Annotated in this window: 16 protein-coding genes; 9 read left to right on the top strand and 7 right to left on the bottom strand. The window is 46.6% G+C overall.

The window, feature by feature from the left end; all coding sequences use genetic code 11:
- Entirely contained in the window at positions 1-756 is a 756-nt protein-coding gene (locus B5F25_RS10455; protein WP_087249448.1) for a 5'-nucleotidase, read from the bottom strand.
- Positions 757-955: 199 nt separating this feature from the next.
- On the opposite strand from B5F25_RS10455, the gene rplS reads away from it, so the two are divergent.
- On the top strand, positions 956-1,309 hold the full coding sequence (gene rplS / locus B5F25_RS10450; RefSeq protein ID WP_022040246.1) for a 50S ribosomal protein L19: 354 nt from the start codon (positions 956-958) through the stop codon (positions 1,307-1,309).
- 448 nt (positions 1,310-1,757) lie between these two features.
- Here the strand turns inward: rplS and B5F25_RS10445 are convergent, their stop codons facing one another.
- The gene (locus B5F25_RS10445; protein ID WP_206423543.1) at positions 1,758-3,083 is read right to left on the bottom strand and encodes a glycosyl hydrolase family 28 protein; all 1,326 of its coding nucleotides are present in this window, start codon (positions 3,081-3,083) and stop codon (positions 1,758-1,760) included.
- 325 nt (positions 3,084-3,408) lie between these two features.
- Between B5F25_RS10445 and B5F25_RS10440 the strand changes: the two genes are divergently transcribed.
- The 4 genes from B5F25_RS10440 (at position 3,409) to B5F25_RS10425 (ending at position 9,237) form a co-directional block, all read left to right on the top strand.
- Positions 3,409-4,539, top strand: a complete 1,131-nt coding sequence (locus B5F25_RS10440; protein ID WP_022040248.1) for a glycoside hydrolase family 88 protein — start codon at positions 3,409-3,411, stop codon at positions 4,537-4,539.
- A gap of 231 nt (positions 4,540-4,770) precedes the next feature.
- Positions 4,771-4,974 carry a hypothetical protein gene (locus tag B5F25_RS21715; protein ID WP_162614397.1) on the top strand — a complete coding sequence of 68 codons (204 nt, stop codon included), beginning with the start codon at positions 4,771-4,773 and terminating at the stop codon, positions 4,972-4,974.
- A gap of 179 nt (positions 4,975-5,153) precedes the next feature.
- Positions 5,154-7,931, top strand: coding sequence for a glycosyl hydrolase (locus B5F25_RS10430; RefSeq protein ID WP_087249444.1), 2,778 nt, complete (start codon positions 5,154-5,156; stop codon positions 7,929-7,931).
- Positions 7,932-7,953: 22 nt separating this feature from the next.
- Entirely contained in the window at positions 7,954-9,237 is a 1,284-nt protein-coding gene (locus tag B5F25_RS10425) for a rhamnogalacturonan acetylesterase (protein ID WP_087249458.1), read from the top strand.
- On the opposite strand, the gene B5F25_RS21710 is transcribed toward B5F25_RS10425, so the two are convergent.
- Positions 9,162-9,461, bottom strand: a complete 300-nt coding sequence (locus tag B5F25_RS21710; RefSeq protein ID WP_162614396.1) for a hypothetical protein — start codon at positions 9,459-9,461, stop codon at positions 9,162-9,164. The genes B5F25_RS10425 and B5F25_RS21710 overlap by 76 nt on opposite strands.
- Positions 9,462-9,606: 145 nt before the next feature.
- The gene (locus B5F25_RS10420) at positions 9,607-11,700 is read right to left on the bottom strand and encodes a beta-galactosidase (RefSeq protein WP_087209614.1); all 2,094 of its coding nucleotides are present in this window, start codon (positions 11,698-11,700) and stop codon (positions 9,607-9,609) included.
- Positions 11,701-12,293: 593 nt separating this feature from the next.
- Here B5F25_RS10420 and B5F25_RS10415 point away from each other — a divergent pair.
- From B5F25_RS10415 to B5F25_RS10400, 4 genes are all read left to right on the top strand, one after another.
- Positions 12,294-12,929 carry a DUF4450 domain-containing protein gene (locus tag B5F25_RS10415; RefSeq protein WP_022039936.1) on the top strand — a complete coding sequence of 212 codons (636 nt, stop codon included), beginning with the start codon at positions 12,294-12,296 and terminating at the stop codon, positions 12,927-12,929.
- A complete protein-coding gene (locus B5F25_RS10410) occupies positions 12,926-14,347 on the top strand; it encodes a glycoside hydrolase family 28 protein (RefSeq protein WP_087249442.1) in 1,422 nt (473 codons plus the stop codon). The genes B5F25_RS10415 and B5F25_RS10410 overlap by 4 nt, the downstream gene beginning before the upstream one ends.
- Before the next feature lie 89 nt (positions 14,348-14,436).
- A complete protein-coding gene (locus B5F25_RS10405) occupies positions 14,437-16,335 on the top strand; it encodes a rhamnogalacturonan lyase (RefSeq protein ID WP_087249456.1) in 1,899 nt (632 codons plus the stop codon).
- Positions 16,336-16,348: 13 nt separating this feature from the next.
- Positions 16,349-17,749, top strand: coding sequence for a glycoside hydrolase family 88 protein (locus tag B5F25_RS10400; protein ID WP_087249440.1), 1,401 nt, complete (start codon positions 16,349-16,351; stop codon positions 17,747-17,749).
- Positions 17,750-17,823: 74 nt separating this feature from the next.
- On the opposite strand, the gene rhaM is transcribed toward B5F25_RS10400, so the two are convergent.
- The 3 genes from rhaM to B5F25_RS10385 form a co-directional block, all read right to left on the bottom strand.
- The gene (gene rhaM, locus B5F25_RS10395; protein WP_022039940.1) at positions 17,824-18,138 is read right to left on the bottom strand and encodes an L-rhamnose mutarotase; all 315 of its coding nucleotides are present in this window, start codon (positions 18,136-18,138) and stop codon (positions 17,824-17,826) included.
- A 194-nt stretch (positions 18,139-18,332) separates the two neighbouring features.
- Positions 18,333-19,979, bottom strand: coding sequence for a rhamnogalacturonan acetylesterase (locus B5F25_RS10390; protein ID WP_022039942.1), 1,647 nt, complete (start codon positions 19,977-19,979; stop codon positions 18,333-18,335).
- 293 nt (positions 19,980-20,272) lie between these two features.
- Positions 20,273-21,595 carry a glycoside hydrolase family 28 protein gene (locus tag B5F25_RS10385; protein WP_225226445.1) on the bottom strand — a complete coding sequence of 441 codons (1,323 nt, stop codon included), beginning with the start codon at positions 21,593-21,595 and terminating at the stop codon, positions 20,273-20,275.
- Positions 21,596-21,763: the final 168 nt, after the last annotated feature.

Here is a 21,763-nt window from a genome sequence, read left to right as displayed (position 1 = left end):
TTATTGTTCAACAATCCGCCCTTCCACCTTCGCATCAACACACTTGCCCAAAGCTTCCATCTTTTTCACATAATCGATGAACAAATCCCGCAAAACAGCATTTTCCGGTTCAAGCTTACCCACAGCTTCTTTAAAGGCTGACAAGTGATCATTCCCTTCGGCCAAATAGTCAATGGTAGCTACCTGATAGTCCTTTTCCGGGTCAATGTCCTTTCCACCGACTTTCGCACTCAGCAGATTGCCCGATTCCGATATGACAAGCCTTGCTCCACTTAGTCCTTCTCCATGTACCCCAGCCATCTGCCTGAACAGTTCCTGCAAGTCTTTCCCTTTCAATGTCACTACCACCAAATGGTTTTCGAACGGAGTGATTTCATAAACCGATGCAACCGTTACCTCCCCTTCATTCAGCAGACTGCGTATGCCTCCCATGTTCATCACGCCCACATCTGCCGGCATACCGGTTTTAACTTCCGCCGCCGTACGCAACACGTCTGCTAACAGATTCGACAAAGGCGATTCGGGACGGTAAACTTCCAACTTCCGTGCCGCATGGCCGATTACCGGCTTCATGATGCTATCCACACCCTCCTGGTAAGGCTGCAACATACGCCACGCTTTCATATCTTGCTCCACATCGTATGCTTTTGTCACAGGTACCCTTTCTCCTTCTACCGACACCAGCGAATAGCCTGAACTACATGCCGTTAAAGCTAGGGCTACCACATACATGCCATAACATAATCTTTTTTTCATATTGATTGTCTGTTTATTTCCAGTCAAAGTTAGAAAAAAAGCCGACGATGCCCAAATTTTCCTTCAAAATAAAGCGAAAAGGCTTTGCCATGTCGCAAAAAATCACTTACTTTGCACCGCTTCCGCGCAATCGCTGTCAAGAAGAGTTACTTGGTATGTTGCGTTGGGTACGATAAACAATTTAATTTCAAAAAACAAGATGGATTTAATTAAAATTGCAGAAGAAGCATTTGCTACTGGCAAACAGCATCCTTCATTCAAAGCAGGTGACACGGTTACAGTAGCATACCGTATCGTCGAAGGTAACAAGGAACGTATTCAGATGTATCGTGGTGTAGTTATCAAAATCTGTGGACACGGCGAAAAGAAACGCTTCACCGTACGTAAAATGTCTGGTACAGTAGGTGTAGAACGTATTTTCCCCTTGGAGTCTCCGGCTATCGACAGCATTACTGTCAACAAGATTGGTAAAGTGCGTCGTGCTAAATTGTACTACTTGCGCAAACTTACCGGTAAGAAAGCGAGAATCCAGGAAAAACGTACAAACTTATAATTCGGATTCGATTGTTTCCTTACATAAAAGCCGGCTTCTATTATCAGAGGCCGGTTTTTTTATGATATCTGTCGTGCATGTGGCTACCATTATATAAAAAGAGTCAGGGAAATCAAAGCCAATACTTCTGTGCTATTGGCATTTATAGTCAATCAGAGATAATTTTACGCAATTCATTTCTGATTGACTATATAAGTTCCTATGTTTGTAATGTGCTAGCAAAATAGCATAAAGCCAAGAGAAACTGTTTTGAATTTCTCCAAAAAGTTTTTCTTGGCTTTATGTATCCGTTTTCGTGTGTGCTTTGGGCAATTTTTGGTCATTTCCGCTTCTGTCCTTCATCAGATAGCCCGCTATCTTCCTCATCACACTAGCGGAAATACTCCAAATCAGCACACGATAAATTCAAAACAGCTGCTTGCTGGAAATTTAAGGGTATCCACTAATATCATTCCACTTTCTTACCGTTTATCGTCACATTCTTCAAAGTAAACCCTTCTACACAATCTTTCTGTATTTCGGGCTTCTTTGTTACGGTCAAGTTTAAGTTTTCGAACATAAAATCGGACAATTTATATTGGTCTTCCGCTTTTGCCACATCAAACACCACCTCACATTCCATCGTAATATTCCGCATCGTCACGTGGCTAGAATATGAATAAGGTATATCCTCCCGCCCTTGCAGATCGAAGAATTGGGTCCATGGTTTTGCATAAAGAAAGCTGGAAACCGTACCGGTGATATTTTCTACCGTAATATATTCGTAGTTCTGGGGCGTATCGGGACGCATCTTCAACCAAAGCAAGCGCTTTGCATTGTCCAGCCGGCAACGACGAAGCACGATGTTATGGTCATGGATGGATTCACTTCCGCAAGTCAATGCACTATGGCAAAACCCATACACGCAATCTTCTATGATAATGTTACGGTTCGAACCATTGTTTTTCTTATCCTGGTCAGCCCATGGTCCCTTTCCACCTTTCAAGGCAATGGCATCATCGTTGACCGACATATAGCAATTCTTCACCAACACATTGGTGCAGACATCAATATCAATGGCATCCGAACTGGGCGCCTTCACCGGTTCGTAAGGGGCGAAAATTGAAAGGTTCAGCAACTTGACATTCTCGCAACGGTAAAGATGGGTAGTCCAAAAAGGAGAGTTCTCCAGACGCACACCCGAGAGCTGCACATCTCTTGAATCGGCGATATATACCAGACGTGGGCGCAACTCTTCCAAGTTGGTGCATTTCGGATTCACTTGCCGGCGCAACCAAAAAGATTTCCAATAACGCAGACCATTTCCGTTAATACGTCCTTCACCCGAAATGGTAAAGCCATCCACCCCGATGGCATTGACCAAAGCTGCAAAATATTTCAGGTTCTGCCCTTCCATACGTGTATCAATAACAGCAAAGTGGCTGATATCATCACTTCCCTTCAAAGTTCCACCTTTTTCTATATACAGGTGTGTATTGGGCTTAAAGAAAAGTGAACCGCTCAAAAACGTTCCTTTCGGGATATAAACCACTCCGCCCCCATCCTGCGACGCCTTGTCGATAACTGCCTGTATCTTCTCTGTCTGCAAGACTGTACTATCGTTTACCACTCCATAATCTGTAATGCGATAACTTTTACCCAAATCCTGCAAATTCACAATTTCCGTCTGACGGAACCAGTCGGGCACCGGAGTACCATCGGGAAACACATCTTTTGCCGAGAGATGCAAAGCACACATCGCTACCCAAGCAAAAGCCAACCACTTTGTCCACATTTTATTCATATTACCTATACTTTTTAAATTGAGAAACTGTTTTGAATCTCTCCAAAAATTTTTTGCGTCTTAATGTATTCGTTTTCAAAACAGTTTCTGGATATACCAATCAATTGTCATGTCGCAAAGATAAACGAACCAAACAATATTTGAAATAGAAAATCATACAGAAACCAAGTGTAATTGTACAAATTACTTTCCCCGCAGACAAAATTTACCCAAATATGGATAAAAACAAAGGAATCTGTATTATTTTCCATTTTTTCAGTACAGAATAATCCGTACTTTTGCCCAGGAAATATTTATTTAATCAATATAAAGAACCATGAAAAAATTATTTATTGCAGCATTGGCGCTCTTCTTGGGAGGTATTGGAATGCTGAAAGCACAGGAAATACCCGACCAGAAAGAAACGCTGAAAACACTGATCAAGGTAAACGATTTCTACATGAAAAACAATCCCGACTGTCGCCAGCCCAGCTACGTGAACAAGATGCGGCCTAGCAACATCTGGACACGTGCCGTATATTATGAAGGACTGATGGCACTCTATTCCATCTATCCCGATGACAGATATTACAACTACACCTATCAGTGGGGAGAATTTCATGACTGGAACATGGTGCGTGGTGAAACATGGACACGTCATGCCGACAACTATGCTTGCACGCAAGTATATATAGATATGTATAACCTCTGTCCCGACCCAAAAGTGTTACGTCATGCCAAGGCCAACCTGAACATGCTGCTCAATACGCCGCAAATCAATGAATGGACATGGATTGACGCCATACAGATGGGAATGCCCGGATTTGCCAAGATGGGCAAACTGACCGGCGAACAAAAATATTTCGACAAGATGTGGCAGATGTATGAATATACCCGCAATCGGTTGGGTGACAATGGCATGTTCAACCTTAAAGACGGTCTGTGGTGGAGAGATGCAGACTTTGACCCTCCCTACAAGGAACCAAACGGCGAGGACTGCTACTGGAGTCGTGGAAACGGATGGGTATATGCTACCTATGTACGTATATTAAATGAGATTCCTGCTGACGAGACCCACCGGCAGGATTACATCAACGATTTCCTCACCATGAGCAAAGCACTCAAGGCTTGCCAGCGTGAAGACGGATTCTGGAACGTCAGCTTGCACGACCCTACTCATTTCGGAGGCAAAGAACTGACTGGTACTTCGCTCTTCGTATATGGCATGGCATGGGGTATCCGTACAGGATTGCTTGACCGGAACGAATACCTGCCCATCGTACTGAAAGCCTGGAATGCCATGGTGAAAGACGCTGTGCATCCCAACGGATATTTAGGATACGTACAGGGAACTGGCAAAGAACCGAAAGACGGACAACCCGTAACCTACGACAGCAAACCCGATTTTGATGATTTCGGTACAGGGTGTTTCCTGTTGGCAGGAAGTGAAATATATAAGTTACAATAAACAGTAAAAAACAATGCATGCACCTGCATGTGTGATATATAACCGGATTTTTCAATAGGAATATACTTGTTTTTCAGGATTGGATTAAAAGTGTGTTGAGCTGATTCACCACAGGAAGCCTTGCCTATTTCGGATAGACAAGTGTTTTCTGTGGTGTTTCTTTTTGTCCTGTCCTGCATCTTTCCTCATCACGGAAGTGAAACTAAGAAGCTGTTTTGAATTTATCGTGCGATGATTTGGGATGAGTTTTTGAGACATTTTCGCTTCTGTGATGAGGAAAATAGCGGGCTATCTGACGAAGAACAGGAGCGAAAAGGACCAAAAAATCGCCCAAAGCACACACGAAAACAGATACATCAAGCCAAGAAAAACTTTTTGGAGAAATTCAAAACAGCTTCTAAATTCAAATACTCATTCCAAATCAGCGCACGATAAATTCGAGACAGACTCTATAATCTGTTTTTACGCGAAAAGTAAAAGAAAGATGCCATACCACCAACTACCAGACAACAATCTGTACAATAATCCATGAATATGTACTTTTCTATATGGAAATATCGGCAAAAACGCCTTACTTTTGCTTCCATATAATCATTCGATAACACTGAAAACACATGAAAAAGTACAACATGCTATGGACGCTACTGTTTTTGGGCAGTACGGCACAGGCCCAAGACTGGCCGGAAGTGAAACCAGAAGCCCGGCCGGGTAGCCGGTGGTGGTGGTTGGGTAGTGCCGTCGACCAAAAGAATCTTTCGTATAACCTGAAAAAATACGGTACAGCAGGACTGGGAAGCCTGGAAATCACTCCCATCTACGGTGTACAAGGAAACGAACAGAATGACATCGATTTTCTCTCGCCCCAATGGATGGAAATGCTTGAATATACCGAAGCTGAAGCTCAAAAAAACGGTATCAGCATCGACATGAATACCGGTACAGGCTGGCCTTTCGGAGGACCCGAAGTCACTATCGGAGAAGCTGCCACCAAAGCCATCTTCGAATCTTATCTGATAAACGGAGGAAAAGATGTATCATTGGATATATGCATCACTGACCCGAAAGAGAAAAAACGGCAGGAAGGTATTGCCAAACTAAGCCGGCTGATGGCATACGACGGGAAAGGCAAATGCCTCGACCTGACTTCGAAAGTAAACGAAGGAAAACTGATATGGAAAGCACCCGCAGGGGAATGGCAACTGGTTGCCTTATTCGAAGGAAAGACCCTGCAAAAAGTGAAACGTGCCGCACCCGGAGGAGAGGGGTATGTAATGGATCACCTGAATCCGAAAGCTGTAAAAAATTACTTTGCCAAATTCGACCAAGCTTTCAAGAAAAGCCAGACCGACTGGCCACGTTCCTTCTTCAATGATTCTTACGAAGTATATGGTGCCGACTGGACACCTGGACTGCTGGAAGAATTTGCAAAACGGAGAGGATACCGGCTGGAAGAACATTTTCCCGAATTTCTGGATGAAACACGTCCGGAAACCAGCAGACGTATCCTGTCCGATTATAGGGAAACCGTAAGCGAAATGCTGATAGACAACTTTACAACCCAATGGACCAAATGGGCACATGGACACGGAAGCACCACCCGAAACCAGGCACACGGTTCACCCGCCAACCTGATTGATACATACGCATCGGTAGACATACCTGAGTGCGAAGGCTTCGGACTGACCGACTTCCACATCAAAGGATTACGCCGTGACTCACTGACACGCCCCAATTTTTCCGACATTTCCATGCTGAAGTATGCTTCATCGGCTGCACATATCTCCGGAAAGCCTTATACTTCTTCGGAAACTTTCACGTGGCTTACCGACCACTTCCGCACTTCCCTGTCACAATGCAAACCCGACATGGACCTGATGTTCGTATCTGGCGTAAACCACATGTTCTTTCACGGCACGCCATACTCGCCTCAAGAAGCAGCATGGCCCGGATGGCTGTTCTATGCCACTGTCAATATGTCGCCCACCAATTCCATCTGGCGCGATGCACCGGCATTCTTTAACTACATCACCCGTTGCCAGTCTTTCCTGCAAATGGGACAGCCCGACAATGATTTCCTGGTATATCTTCCTATCTATGATATGTGGAACGACCTGCCAGGACGTATGGTAGCATTTGATATCCATAAGATGGACCAATATGCCCCCAAATTCATCAAAACCATCCAGACCATCATCCAAGGCGGATATGACGTAGACTATATCTCGGATGCATTCATCCGTACCACCCGGTACGAAGACGGGCAGCTGGTAACCAGCGGAGGAACCCGATACAAAGCACTGGTAGTGCCAGCCGCACGCCTGATGCCTGCCACTACCCTTAAAAAACTGATAAGTCTGGCACGAGAAGGAGCCACTGTGGCATTTGTCGAACAATACCCCGAAGACGTTCCGGGCTACAGCCAACTGAGACAGAACCGCAAAGCCTTTTCAGCTGTCTGTGCCGACCTTCCCCAAGCTGATTCCTTCGACAAGACACAATGCTTCGACTTCGGCAAGGGACGGATTATCATTGGTTCTGACTACCATCAGGTACTCGATGCCACCGGCACACCGGCAGAAGAAATAAAAACACGCTATGGCTTACAGTTCATCCGGCGTACCAATCCCGACGGACACCATTACTTTGTATCCTGCCTGCAAAAACAAGACGTAAACGGATGGGCAACGCTTAATGTAGCCGATACCGCAGCCATGCTCTTCGACCCTATGACCGGTGAAAAAGGCATGGCACAGACACGTACGAAAGATGGTAAGCTACAAGTGCGCCTGCAACTGAAATCGGGCGAAAGCCTCATCGTACAGACATTCCGGGAAAAACCGGAAGGACAATCCGCATGGAAATACGGCTCCGAACAAGCATACAGCCTTAGCCTGGACCATGGTTGGAAACTGGCATTCACTGAAAGCCATCCCAGCATCGAAGGCGAATTCGACATCGACACCCCCATGTCGTGGACAGAAATAGACCATCCCAATGCCACTATCAATATGGGAACTGCACGCTATACAGTAACTATCGACATGCCCCAGCTGAAAGCAGACGACTGGATTCTTGACTTGGGCGACGTGAGGGAAAGTGCACGTGTACGCATCAACGGACACGAAGCAGGAACTGTATGGGCCGTACCCTTCCGCCTGAAAATAGGAAAATGGCTGAAACCCGGCAAGAATACCCTCGAAGTAGAGGTAACCAACCTACCGAGCAACCGCATTGCCGACATGGACCGCAAAGGTGAACAATGGCGCATCTTCAAGGAAATAAACATGGTAAAGCTGAACTACGAAAAAGGAGACTACAGCCACTTGCAACCCATGCCTGCTGGACTGAACAGCTGCGTAAAACTGATTCCTGTAAACTATGATAAACTCTAACTCGAAAACACCTATGAATAAGATGAAACCAAACATTCTATTCAGCCTGCTGATAGCCGGATGGATTCCGGCTGCAGGCCTATCGGCACAAACCTACGACTTTACCTTTGCTCCCAACAAAGCGGATAAAGGAAGCACAACCATCTACATTACCCCCGATTCACTATATCCAGGAGAAGGACACTTCGGCTATGACCTCATTCCTGCCCCTGATGGAAAATCGGACCAACCATTCTTCTTCTCGGTTGACGTACCCGATGGTAATTATCGCATCACCGTCACCCTAGGAAGCAAGAAAAAAGCAGGACTCACCACCGTAAGAGGTGAATCGCGCCGCTTGTTCCTGAACAGAATCCCTACCCGCAAAGGAGAATTCAAGACCTTTACGTTCGTTATCAACAAACGTAACACGGTTATTGACGGAGAGGAAAAAGTACGTATCAAACTACGCGAAAAAAACAAGTTGAACTGGGATGACAAACTCACGCTGGAATTTAATGGCAGCGCCCCTTGCGTAGCAAACATAAAAATAGAACGGGCAGACAATGTCCCTACAGTTTTCCTTGCCGGAAATTCTACCGTAGTAGACCAAGACAACGAACCGTGGGCAAGTTGGGGACAGATGATTCCCGCTTTCTTCAACGACCGCGTATGTTTTGCCAACTATGCCGAAAGTGGCGAACGTGCCGATACCTTCATCAAGGCAGGACGCCTGAAGAAAGCTCTCACGCAAATGAAACCAGGCGACTACATGTTCATCGAATTCGGACATAACGACCAGAAACTGAAAGGACCCGGCAAGGGAGCCTATTACTTCTTTGCCACCCAGCTGAAGACTTTCATCGATGAAGTACGTCTCAAAGGAGGCACTCCGGTCTTCGTTACCCCGACCCAACGCCGCTCATTCGATGAAAACGGCAAGATACTCGAAACCCACGAAGACTATCCCGATGCCATGCGCTGGGTGGCACAGCGCGAACAGGTACCAGTCATCGAACTGCACGACATGACCCGCACACTGTATGAAGCACTGGGAGTAGAAACCTCGAAGAAAGCCTTTGTACATTATCCTGCAGGCACTTACCCGGGACAGACTCGCGAACTTGCCGATAATACCCACTTCAACCCTTACGGAGCCTACGAAATAGCTCGCTGTATAGTAGAAGGAATCCGTGGGCTGAACCTTCCATTCGCTGCCTGTCTGAAAGACTATCAGCCTTTTGACCCAGCTCATCCTGATAATCCAGACAGTTTCCAATGGGATGACAGCCCATTCACCGAAATAGAGAAACCGGACGGAAACTGAGAAACTGTTTTGAATTTATCGTGTGCTGATTGGGGATAAGTTTTTAAGCTGTTTTGAGAAGCTGTTTTGAATTTCTCCAAAAAGTTTTTCTTGGCTTGATGTATCCGTTTTCGTGTGTGCTTTGGGCGATTTTTGTAGCATTTCCGCTCCTGTTCTTCGTCAGATAGCCCGCTATCTTCCTCATCACAGAAGCGGAAATGCCACAAAAACTCATCCCAAATCATCGCACGATAAATTCAAAACAGCTTCTGAATTTCTACAAAAAGTATTTTTGCTTGATGCATTTACTTTGAGCGATAAATTCAAAACAGCTTAATTATAGATTTTCATGAACAATGCCTAATAAACCGATTGTATATCCATCAGTTATCATTCACTACTTTTCATTTGTGACTTAAATACTAAAACACCTGCTGTAGGAATATCAGGTGTCCCTATCATCACTTTGCTATCATCTGGAAGATTGAAATGGTAAGGACGGTCGCTATAGTTTAAAACGATACCGAATCCATTACGGTATTCAAGAGTAATCCCATAAGGAAGGTCGAGTACAGGGATTTGTAAACGGGCATAAAGTTTGTCTAATATACGGCGTTCCAGCTTGCCATCACGCGTGTCAACACCGATATATGTAACTGTTCCCTTACCTAAACGACGAAAAGTAACGGCTGGCCTTCCATCATAAAACTCATCTTTGTAAGTCGCCCATACTTCATTTTCTTTGCCAGGGACAAGAATTTCACCCCATGTATTCCACAGATAATCTGTTCCATCCATTGAGACCTTTCCAGGTATGTCGGGCAACAAAAGGTCATAAAAATCAATCCGGTTTCCTGTCAGTTTATCCAACATGGCACCGAAAGGAGCTTCGGGAAAACGTCCGAAACGGTCTTTCTGTCCTGTACGGCATGTCAGCACCAAATTACCTCCCTGCTCTACATATTTCATCCAACGGCCGACTAACGCAGTATCGGCAAGTTCGTATGCCGGAACAATCATCACAGGATATTGGGTAAAGTCTTTTTCCTCGGAAATGAAGTCTACCGGTGCACCATACGCCTTCAATGCCCTGTAATAATGATTCAGATGATGGAAAGTATCCCAGGTACGGTTTTGCTTCTGGCGGTCCATACTCCAATAATTTTCCGGATTCCAAAGCACGGCAGTAGTGCGCTTCAGATAGGCTTCCGGTTTATGGTCGAGAGGTGCGGCTTCTTTTCGCAGAGTCTTTATCTCTTGTATGAATTGTGCATATTCGTGACCTCCGGGAGTCAATGTCACACCGTCAGTACCTACAATTCCATAATGATACTGCTCGGTGCCATAAAGAGGTTGCCGGTAACGATAAGTACAGATAAAGTCGGAGCCACCGGCAAAAACACTCCACAACCACAGACGGACAGCTCCGGGAAGCGGCTGTGGGTTAATACTTCCCCAGTTAACTTGTCCGGGCTGGAGTTCCATTACTCCATAAGTGCCGTTTATCGGACGTACGTAATCGTTTGCCATAGCAATACGCAAGGGATTTCCAACCCGGTAGCCCCGACGTCCGATTCCTTCATTATCGCCATATACCATATAGCGTGTATAGCTTACGAAATCAAGCTGCCTGCTTCCACCGATAATTCCTCGGTCGTAATCGGGAATATAATTAGTGGTAACCCACTGGTCATGTGCATACTGTTTGATAAGGCGACACTGCTCGTTGAGGAAGTCGTTAGTCACGTGTGCAGCGTAGCGCTTGTAGTCCAGTATCTGATGGGCATTCATAAACATCTGTGCCATCTTGGGGAGAGTAATTTCATCGAATGACGCATATACCTCGCTCCAGAAAGCAGTTCCCCAGGCGCGGTTCAGCGCAGTGATATCATCATGGTATTTCTGGCGCAGGAAATCGCGGAACCCCAGTTCGGCCTGCTTGTTGTAGTCAAACTGCACATTTGGTTCGTTATCCAGTTGCCAGCCTATGATACGCGGGTCATCGCCATAATGCTGCGCCAGAGCTTCTATCATGCGTGCAGCCAGCTTACGGTACAAAGGCGAGGCGAAAGAGGCATGTTGACGGGCACCATGGTCGAGGATAGTACCATCTTCGTTCCGGACGAGTATTTCCGGATATTTCCGGCTGAGCCATACGGGTGGAGTGGCAGTAGATGTACACATAATGACTTTCAGGTCGTACTTGGCAGCCAGTTCCACTGCCTTGTCCAACCAGCTGAAATCGTAGATACCTTCTTCGGGTTCCAGCTGCGCCCAGGCAAATTCGGCAAAGTGCGTAAACTCGAATCCCAATTCGTGCATTCGTTTCAAGTCTCGTTCCCACTGGCTTTCGTCCCAGTGTTCGGGATAATAATAAGCCCCTGTCAGAGTCAGGTCTTTTTCGTCAAACCACTGCTTTTGGGCACAAATGCCGTTCACCGACAAAACACTCCCCAGCAGCAAAGCAATCCATTGTTTTTTCATCGCAATATAATTTAAACATGAGTAGACAAATCCACAAGATGATGAACTAAGAAATTGTTTTGAATTTCTACAAAAAGTTTTTTCCTGGCTTGATGTATTCGTTTTCGTGTGTGCTTTGGGTAACCAAATCATCGCACGATAAATTCAAAAACAGTTTCTAACAGGTCCTTAATAATATTTTAATGAATGTCCGCATTCATCCAATACATACCCCTAAAAAATGAATATATACTGCATCCGCAGTTGAATATATACTGCATCCGCAGTTGAATATATACTGCATTCGCGGTTGAATATATACTGCATTCGCGGTTGAATATATACTTCATCGGCAAACGCAGTACTACTGCATTTTCAACTCAGTCGAATTGGCTAATTGCGGACATTCATTATATTTTAAGGTATCTGAAAACCTTATCGCCTCATCAACTAAAAAACAATACAAAACTAAGAAGATTTTCCGCGCTTTCCATACCCTCCCTTTCTTTTTGCACAAATATCAAGGTTTCTGTATAATATTCCATGTAGCTGTATGCTGGAAAACACTACTTTTGCACTACAAACACATAGACAACATCAAATATTGACCAATTATGAAGAAATACATTTGGGCAGTCATCTGCTTCATAGTTTGCCATGTCCTGCCTGCCAAAGCACAGTATGCTGGCAGCTATCCGATGCCCGACGGGTCGGGGACATTAAGACTGGGCATAACCGGAAACGGACAAGACAGATGGCTAAAAACAAACGATACACTGATGAAAGAGAGCCTCATCATCCGGCACATCCTTCTGAAAGACACGCAAGGCTTCATCCTGGAAGTAACGAACCATTCTTTGCCCGACAGCATCAGGCTGGTATGGGCATTGGGAGGTTTCGACTCGCCCACCCCTTCCACCGATATCGCTCCGGAAACCTGCCGCGACAATATATTTAATATAGAAGGTCACCAAATAACCGTCTATCATGGAAAAATAATGCATCTGCGGGTGACTCAAGCACTCGTACCTCCACATATCGAAGTCCGCCTGTGCGACGGGAACCAGCAAGAAACGCCGATGACACTTTTCACGTCTGGGAAAAAGACAGATGCGCCCGTATTTTGCGGTACAAGCTATATTCCGCAGGGAGAAACCGTATACTTCTGCCTCTACAAACCGAACCGACAGGCTGACTACGCCTATTACATGCTACCCGAACTTGTACAATCTTTAAAACACCGGCCATGAAAATACTGATTCACATTCTGTTTGCCCTGCTAGGCTGCAGCCACCTGTCTGCCGCCATTTACAATGTAAAAGATTTCGGAGCCACTGGAGACGGAACTCATATCGATTCCGAAGCCATCAACCGTGCTATCCGAAAAGCTGCTTCCGGAGGAGGAGGAACAGTCTATGTACCGGCAGGCGAATATGCCTGTTATTCCATCCGGCTGGCAAGCCATATCCATTTATACTTGGAACAAGGAGCCACACTCATAGGAGCTTTCCCGACACCGACCGGAAAATACGACTCAGCCGAGCCAAACAGCCATGATACATATCAAGACTTCGGACACAGCCATTGGCAAAACTCGCTCATCTGGGGCATCGGACTGGAAGACATTACCATCAGCGGTCCCGGTACCATCTACGGCAAAGGGCTGACACGTGAAGAAAGCCGGCTGGACGGTGTAGGCAACAAGGCTATCAGCCTGAAAGACTGCAAGAATGTAACCTTAAAAGACCTGAATATGTTCCAGTGCGGACATTTCGCCCTGCTGGCTACCGGGGTGGACAACCTGACCATCACCAACCTGAAAGTGGATACAAACCGCGATGGATTCGATATAGACTGCTGTCGGAACGTACGCATCCTGGCTTGTAGTGTCAATACCCCTTGGGATGATGCCATCGTACTGAAGGCTTCGTATGCCTTGGGCACTTTCAGAGATACCGAAAACGTCACCATCTCCGACTGCTATGTCAGTGGCTACGACCGCGGTTCGATGCTGGATGCTTCGTGGCAATTGGACGAGCCTCAAGCTCCCGACCATGGCTACCGTACAGGCCGCATCAAGATAGGAACCGAATCAAGCGGAGGATTCAAGAACATAGCCATTACCAATTGTATCTTCGAACATTGCCGGGGACTGGCTTTAGAAAGTGTAGACGGAGGTAGTTTGGAAGACATTGTTATCAGCAACATCACTTTGCGCAACATCGTCAATGCCGGCATTTTCTTACGCCTGGGAGCACGGATGCGGAGTCCTGAAGGGACGCCTGTAGGGAGTATGAAACGCATCCGCATCAGCCATGTCAATGCTTACAACGTCGACTCACGCTATGCTTCCATTATTAGCGGAGTACCCGGTGCCATTATCGAAGACGTAAGCCTAAGCGATATACACCTTTATTATAAAGGAGGATATACTCAAGCAGACGCAGTCAACCCTGTACCCGAAGCCGAAAAAGCCTACCCTGAACCTTGGATGTTCGGTACTGTTCCGGCAAAAGGATTTTACATCCGTCATGCACGCGACATTTTTTTCGACCAAGTCAGCTTCCACTTCGAACAACCCGATGAACGTCCGCTGTTCGTAACCGATGATGCAGAAAACATCCATTACGAAAATATCCGGGTAAACGGAAAGAAAATAAATCAATAATCGTCATTTAATTAAAAACCAATAACACAAACAAAGACATGAAAACACAAAACAAATGGCTGTTGCCGATAGCCCTCTGTTGTACCTGCATGGCAGGAACGGCACAGCCTCGTTACGATTTCGAACACATGCAACGCGAAAAACTGGGACGTGGTGTAGTGGCCATCCGTCAAAATGTCAATCAGGTAGCTCTATCATGGAGATACTTGTCTTCCGACCCCATCGAAACAGCTTTCAATCTGTATCGCAACGGAACAAAGATAGCCACCGTTCCAGCTGGAACAGGTACATTCTATACCGATTCGTATCAAGGAAAGCAGGCAACTGTCTATACCGTAAAGCCTCTCGTCAATGGAAAAGAAGCAGAAGGCAGCTCGTATACCCTGCCGGCAAATGCACCTGCAGGCTACATCAACATCCCGCTCGACCATCCTGCCGACGGAGTGACTCCAGCCGGAGATACTTACACTTATAGTCCGAACGATGCTTCCATCGGCGATGTAGACGGAGACGGAAACTACGAAATTATCTTGAAATGGGATCCATCAAATGCACATGACAATGCACATGACGGATACACGGGTAATGTCTATTTCGATTGCTACCGCCTGACGGGCGAAAAGCTGTGGCGCATAGACTTGGGCAAGAACATCCGTGCCGGCGCACACTATACCCAATTCATGGTGTACGACCTGAATGGTGACGGACGTGCTGAAGTGATAATGAAAACTTCTGACGGAACGATAGACGGAAAAGGGAATGTGATAGGCAATGCCAATGCAGACTACCGCGAACCGGGTGACCCACAAGCCCCACGAGGAGGCGATTTCTCGCCCAATGACCCTCGAAGCAAACGGAATGCAGGTGCACCTCCCCGCAATCAGGGACGTATCCTGACCGGAAACGAATACCTCACTGTATTCAGCGGACTGACTGGCGAGGCTTTGAAAACCATCGATTACGTTCCTGCCCGAGGCAACCTGCAAGACTGGGGCGATACACGTGCCAACCGGAGCGACCGCTATCTGGCATGTATCGCTTATCTGGACGGAAAGCACCCCAGCGTAGTGATGTGCCGCGGCTATTACACACGCGTCACACTGACTGCTTTCGACTGGGATGGAAAGGAACTGAAGCAACGCTGGATGTTCGACAGTTACCAACCCGGCTGGGATGATTACTCCGGACAAGGGAACCACAACCTGCGGGTAGCCGATGTGGACGGAGATGGATGCGATGAAATCATTTATGGCTCATGCACCATCGACCATGATGGAAAAGGACTGTACTCTACCCATTTGGGACACGGCGATGCCTTGCACCTGACACAGTTCGATCCGTCAAATCCCAGACTACAAGTATGGGCTTGTCACGAAAACCGCAAAGACGGTTCTACATTCCGTGATGCAGCTACAGGCGAAATCCTGTTCCAGATACCAGACAAATCAGATGTAGGACGTTGTATGGCAGCCGACATCGACCCCACGAACTATGGTGTGGAAATGTGGTCGCTGGCATCAGGCGGCATCCGGAACTTCAAAGGAGAGACAGTGGTTCCTGGACGTGTTCCCGGACTATCCTATAACATGGCTGTATGGTGGGACGGTGATCTGCTACGCGAACTACTGGACAAGAATCGAATCAGTAAGTACGACTGGGAAAACAAACGCTGTAACATCATCGCAACTTTCGATGGATGCGATTCGAACAACGGTACCAAGTCTACCCCCTGCCTGCAAGGAGACATCATAGGAGACTGGCGCGAAGAAGTATTGCTCCGTACCACCGACAACAAATCCTTACGGCTCTATGTCACGACAATACCCACGTCTTACCGTTTCCATCCGTTTACTGAAGACCCGATATACCGTATCAGCATCGCTACCGAAAATGTAGCTTATAACCAACCGACACAACCTGGTTTCTACATCGGTCCTGATTTGAAAAAAGGCATATTCAGAGGATTTGACTTCGATCATTCAAAATAAAACATAGAAAAACATGAACGCATTTACACGAAACACCGCATTACTGGCATGCCTCTTCCTGGGAGGCATTGCCTCGGCACAAGAAAACGGGCAACCGGTCAATGATTCAAACACTCCTTTACACCTGCTCAAACCCGCCTATCGGGTAGGCTATGGAGTCGTCTCCGCCGATGATATCAAACAGGACATGGACCGCGTTTTACGTTACCTGCAAGGAAACACGCCCACCCACGTGACAGATAGCCGCACAGGCGAACGCATCACCGACTATGCACGGATAGACCGACATGCCCAACTGGAACGCGGAGCCTTCCGTCTTGCCAGCTACGAATGGGGAGTAACTTATTCCGCCATGCAAGCTGCTTACGAGGCAACCGGCGACAAAGCTTATCAAGACTATGTATACGAACGGTTCAGGTTTCTTGCCGAAGTGGCACCTTACTTCCGGAAAGCATACGAAAAAGAAGGGGACATCGACCCACAGATGCGCCAAATCTTAATGCCCAAGGCACTGGATGACGCAGGAGCCGTATGTGCCGCCATGCTCAAAGCGCAGCTGAAAGGTGCCAAGCTGCCCGTAGATGACTTGATTGACAATTATTTCGACTTTATCATCAACAAGGAATACAGGCTGGACGATGGAACCTTTGCCCGCAACCGTCCTTATCACAATAGCGTATGGCTGGACGATATGTTCATGGGTATCCCTGCCGTTGCACTCATGGGAAGCTATGATGAAAGCAAACGCCAGACATATTATGATGAAGCAGTCAAACAAATCCGCCAGTTTGCCGACCGTATGTTCGTATCCGAAAAAGGCTTGTTCCGCCACGGCTGGGTAGAAGGCATGACAGACCATCCGGCATTCCACTGGGGACGTGCCAATGGATGGGCAATTCTGACAATGTGCGAAGTGCTTGACGTCCTGCCCGAAAACTACGAAGGACGCGAAGACATTCTGAATCTGCTCCGTGCCCATGTACGCGGACTTGTCGCCTGCCAAAGCAAAGACGGATTCTGGCATCAACTACTCGACCGCAACGATTCGTATCTGGAAACATCCGCTACTGCCCTCTATGTATATTGCATGGCACATGCTATCAATAAGGGCTGGATTGATGCCATGGCTTACGGACCGGTAGTACAACTGGGATGGCACGCCGTATCATCTGCCATTAACGAAAAAGGTGAAGTAGAAGGAGTATGCGTAGGTACCGGTATGGGATTTGACCCGGCATTCTATTATTACCGGCCGGTTAATGTGTATGCCGCTCACGGATATGGACCGGTTATATGGGCTGGTGCCGAAATGATTTGCTTGCTGAAACAGCAACATCCCCGTTCCAATGACAGTGCCGTATTGTTTTACCGCACCCCACAGCAGACCGAGGAACCTATTTTCAATGAGGAATAAAAAATGAAGAACGAAGAATAAAAAATAAGCCACAAACCTATTCCTTTATTCTTCGTTCTTCATTTTTCATTGAATCAGTCCATGTGGAAGACTTCCTTCAAAGGCACAGATACAGGCGAATTATCCGGATTCACTTCCATAATATCTGCCATATAGTCCCACCATTTCTGCACAATTTCCTGTGCGCCCAAATCTTGCGAACCAGCTTCACCTTCCGTCTTCTGAAACGCAAAAAGAATATTAGTTTCCTTATCCCAGTAAATGGAATAATCGAACACACCGTTTTTCGCCAGCAATTCTTTCATTTCGGGCCAAATGGCAGCATGGCGTTTTTCATACTCAGCCTCACATCCAGGCTTCAAATACATCTTAAAAGCTTCTCTTTTCATGGTTCTTCGTTTTTAAGGCTCCTCACCACAGAAGACACAGAGTCACACAGAAGAATTATATATTTACTATTTCCCGATTGACGAAATACGTTTCATATCAAAATAGGAAATTGTCAAATTGTAAATTAAAAAGACTCTGTGTGCCTCTGTATTCTCTGTGGTGAAACACACCATTATTAATTGTTAATTATTAATCATTTCAAGTATTCTTTCAATGCACAATCAGTCTGTTGTAACCCCTCGGCTATGCTCTTCGCATTCAGGCGCGCACCTTTAAGCGAAGTGTGCGTATGGTCTTTACAGAAATAAGGCATCACTTCTTTCAATCCTTTTTCGTAACCTAACTTTTGCAATTTATCTCCCGTTATCTTATTCAGGTCAATGAAATAGGCACCGGCTCTTTCAGCTGCCTCACGGGTCCATTTACCGAATGAAGAAGCATTGCTTTGGATTTTTCCATTATCCCACATATTACGGGGCGTATGGCTCAACACAACCGGGATGGCTCCTTTCTCCTTGGCATCCATGATAAACTTACGGAGATACCACCCGAAGGTATAAACTACATTATATTGCTTGGTAGCTTCCATCAAGAAAACCTTACTTTCATCGCCAGCTCCAGGCAGTTCGGCACGTGCCTTTCCGGTATGAATGTCACCTGCATCGTTATGTCCGAACTGAATCAAGACGAAATCACCGGGTTGGAGAGCATTGTACACCTTGTCCCAGCGTCCTTCTTCCAGATATGTACGTGCACTGCGCCCGGCTTTGGCACAATTTTCTACCGTAATACGGTCTAAGTCGAACAATTCAGCAATCACGCTTCCCCAACCCCATTGTCCATCGGGATCCTCATCCTGATTGCGCACCGTGCTGTCGCCTACGGTAAACAATACCGGACATCCTTCCTTACGGCTTGCACCTGTCACCGTATCTTTTTCTACCGGTTTCAAATACTTGGCAAGCTCCAGTCCCTTGCAGGCACGGATACCTTCGGCAGCAGACGCTGCGTTTACGCGTGCCCCGAAGGTACTGGTATGAATACGGTCCAGATAGAACATCGTCTTTACCTTTTCCTTACCGAACTTCTCAAACTTACGGGCAGATATTTCGTTCAGGTCGATAAAGGGTACGTGCTCTTTCTTTGCCACCTGTTTTGCCCACAACCCGAAAGTCTTATTTACACGCGTAATAATGGTACTGTCGGCATCTTCCCACGCATTGCGCGGAGTAAGTGAGAACAAGATGGGATGAGCACCCTTCGCTTTCGTCTCACGGATAAACCGGCGCATGTACTCACCATAGGTATAAACAGTTTCTTTTTCACCAGTTTCCTTGATAGTCACATTCAGTGTGTCCTTCCCTATGCCCGGAATTGATGCACGGGCACGCCCGCTATCGTACGGACCATTGTCATTATGCCCCAGTTCGATAATGACCCAATCGCCTTTACGCACACCTTTCAATACGTCTTTCCACAACTTGGTATAAAAGGTACGGCTACTGGTTCCACCCAAGGCATGGTTCTCTACCGTAATCTTGTTTTCATCAAAATACTCGTGGGCAAAATATCCCCAGCCCCACTGGCCGTTATTCCCATTACCCAAAGTACCGGTACGCATAGTCGAGTTTCCCACAAGAAACAATACCGGATTGTCTCCCTTCCGGCTGGACCCGGCAACGGGACGCACGGTATTTGCTTTGTTCAAGCTGTCCAAGGTAAGGTCGGTCACCTGATTGACATCTTTCATCGGAGCTGCCACTTGATTTTGGGCAGATACAGACATACCCGCTATCCCCAGCAGGCACGCCATGACGCTTTGCAGCATTTGTCTTTTCATACGTGTTTTTTATTTTCAAAATTAGGAAAAATATACCATCCTCTACATAGATAATCATGCAAAATCCTATAAAATCGTGTACATCCAAGTTCCCGGATATCCCAAACGGCAACAAATCCCGGTGTACCGACGGATGAGGAGGTTTACTTTTGTCTGTACACCGGGATATCGTTCTCCAGGCAATCTGCTATACGAACATCAGATTATCAATCGAACATCCGACGCACCTGTATGCCCCATGCCCTGCAACTATTATCACACCTCCACGCATATAGTTGCGTGGCAAGGCTCAATTATTTCCGCAACAACACATCGTAAGAGACACCATTCTCGTGCAATCCTTCCACATGATGTATCCGGTTGACGAACTGGCGCACGGTGTCTACTTTTACTTGCTCGATAAAGACATCCCGGATAGGCTCTTCGGCCTCACCTTTCAATTCGTAGATGGCATCCGCCGACTTGCAATGCACGTTTTTCATATAAATTCCCCGTATACGGGTCAGCTTCCGCTCATACGTGGGCACCAAGTCTTTCCACTGGTAAAGCACATCGGTATCTATTTCGAAAGCACGCAACATATCGCCCGCCTCAATGTTTTCCAGGTAGATGTTTTCAATAAAGCCTCCTCTGCGGTGATTGGTTTTCAAGAAGAACAGCCTGAGCACCTTTTCGGGCACTGTGCAATCGTGCATGTAAATATTCCGCACTCCACCCGACATCTCGCTTCCGATACCTAACAGCACATGCCCTTTGCGGATGGCACAATGACGGACCACAATATTCTCGCATGGAGTATGCAGGCGCCAGGCATCCTGATTACGTCCCGACTTGATGACCACGGCATCATCTCCCTGGTCGAAGGTACAATGTTCTACCAGAAAATTACGGCTCATCTCGAAGTCGATACCATCATTGTTATGTCCGTGTGCCTGAACATCGAGGTTACGCACCACACCGCTGTTGCACAGATACAGGTGAATGGTCCAGAATGGGCTTTGCCGGATCTTGAACCCGTCCAGCAACACATGGTTACAACGGTTGAAATGAATCAGGTGCGGACGCAGGTTATTTTCACCCTGTGCCATTTGACGTTGCTCTACCGGTACATCCGTAGAGCCCATGGAATACAGCTGTGCCAATGCATGCAGGTGAGCCTGCGGACGCTTGAACCATACCCGCCACGTATCCATCTTGGGTGCCAGTGTACCGCTCCCCGTAATAGCTACATTTTCACACCCGAAAGCATATACCAAGGGAGAATAATTATAACACTCCAGCCCTTCCCACGAAGTCATCACCGCCGGAAGATAATCGGCTGGATTGTCACTAAAACGCAATACCGCACCTTCCTGCAAATGCAGGTTGACATTACTTTTTAAATGAATAGGACCTGTCAGCCATTCCCCCTCAGGCACTACTACCCTGCCCCCTCCGGCACGGTTACATGCTTCTATTGCCTTTGCTATAGCACGGGTATTTATCTTCTCTCCTCCCTCTACAGCCCCATACCGCGTTATCACAAAATCTTTTTCGGGAAATGAACACAACGTGACCGAATCCATCGGGAAAGGTGCTTCCACCGGCACCCTTTCGTAGATACGCTCTGTAGCCATCACCGCCACAAAGGGTAAGGCACACAGACAAGTCAAAATCAAGTTTCTTTTTTTCATAATGCATTTATTGTTTATTTATGCCAATCTGGAGTTAAAAAAGAGTTAGAGACATTATCGCCCGCCAGGCGGACTGGAAGTCAGAAGCCAATATTTTTTGTATCGGTTTCA

The sequence above is a fragment of the Bacteroides sp. An19 genome (assembly GCF_002160215.1).
GTDB classification, from domain to species: domain Bacteria; phylum Bacteroidota; class Bacteroidia; order Bacteroidales; family Bacteroidaceae; genus Phocaeicola; species Phocaeicola intestinalis.
The sequence above is the reverse complement of the archived record's forward strand: the minus strand, read 5'-3'. Positions and strand labels throughout refer to the sequence as shown.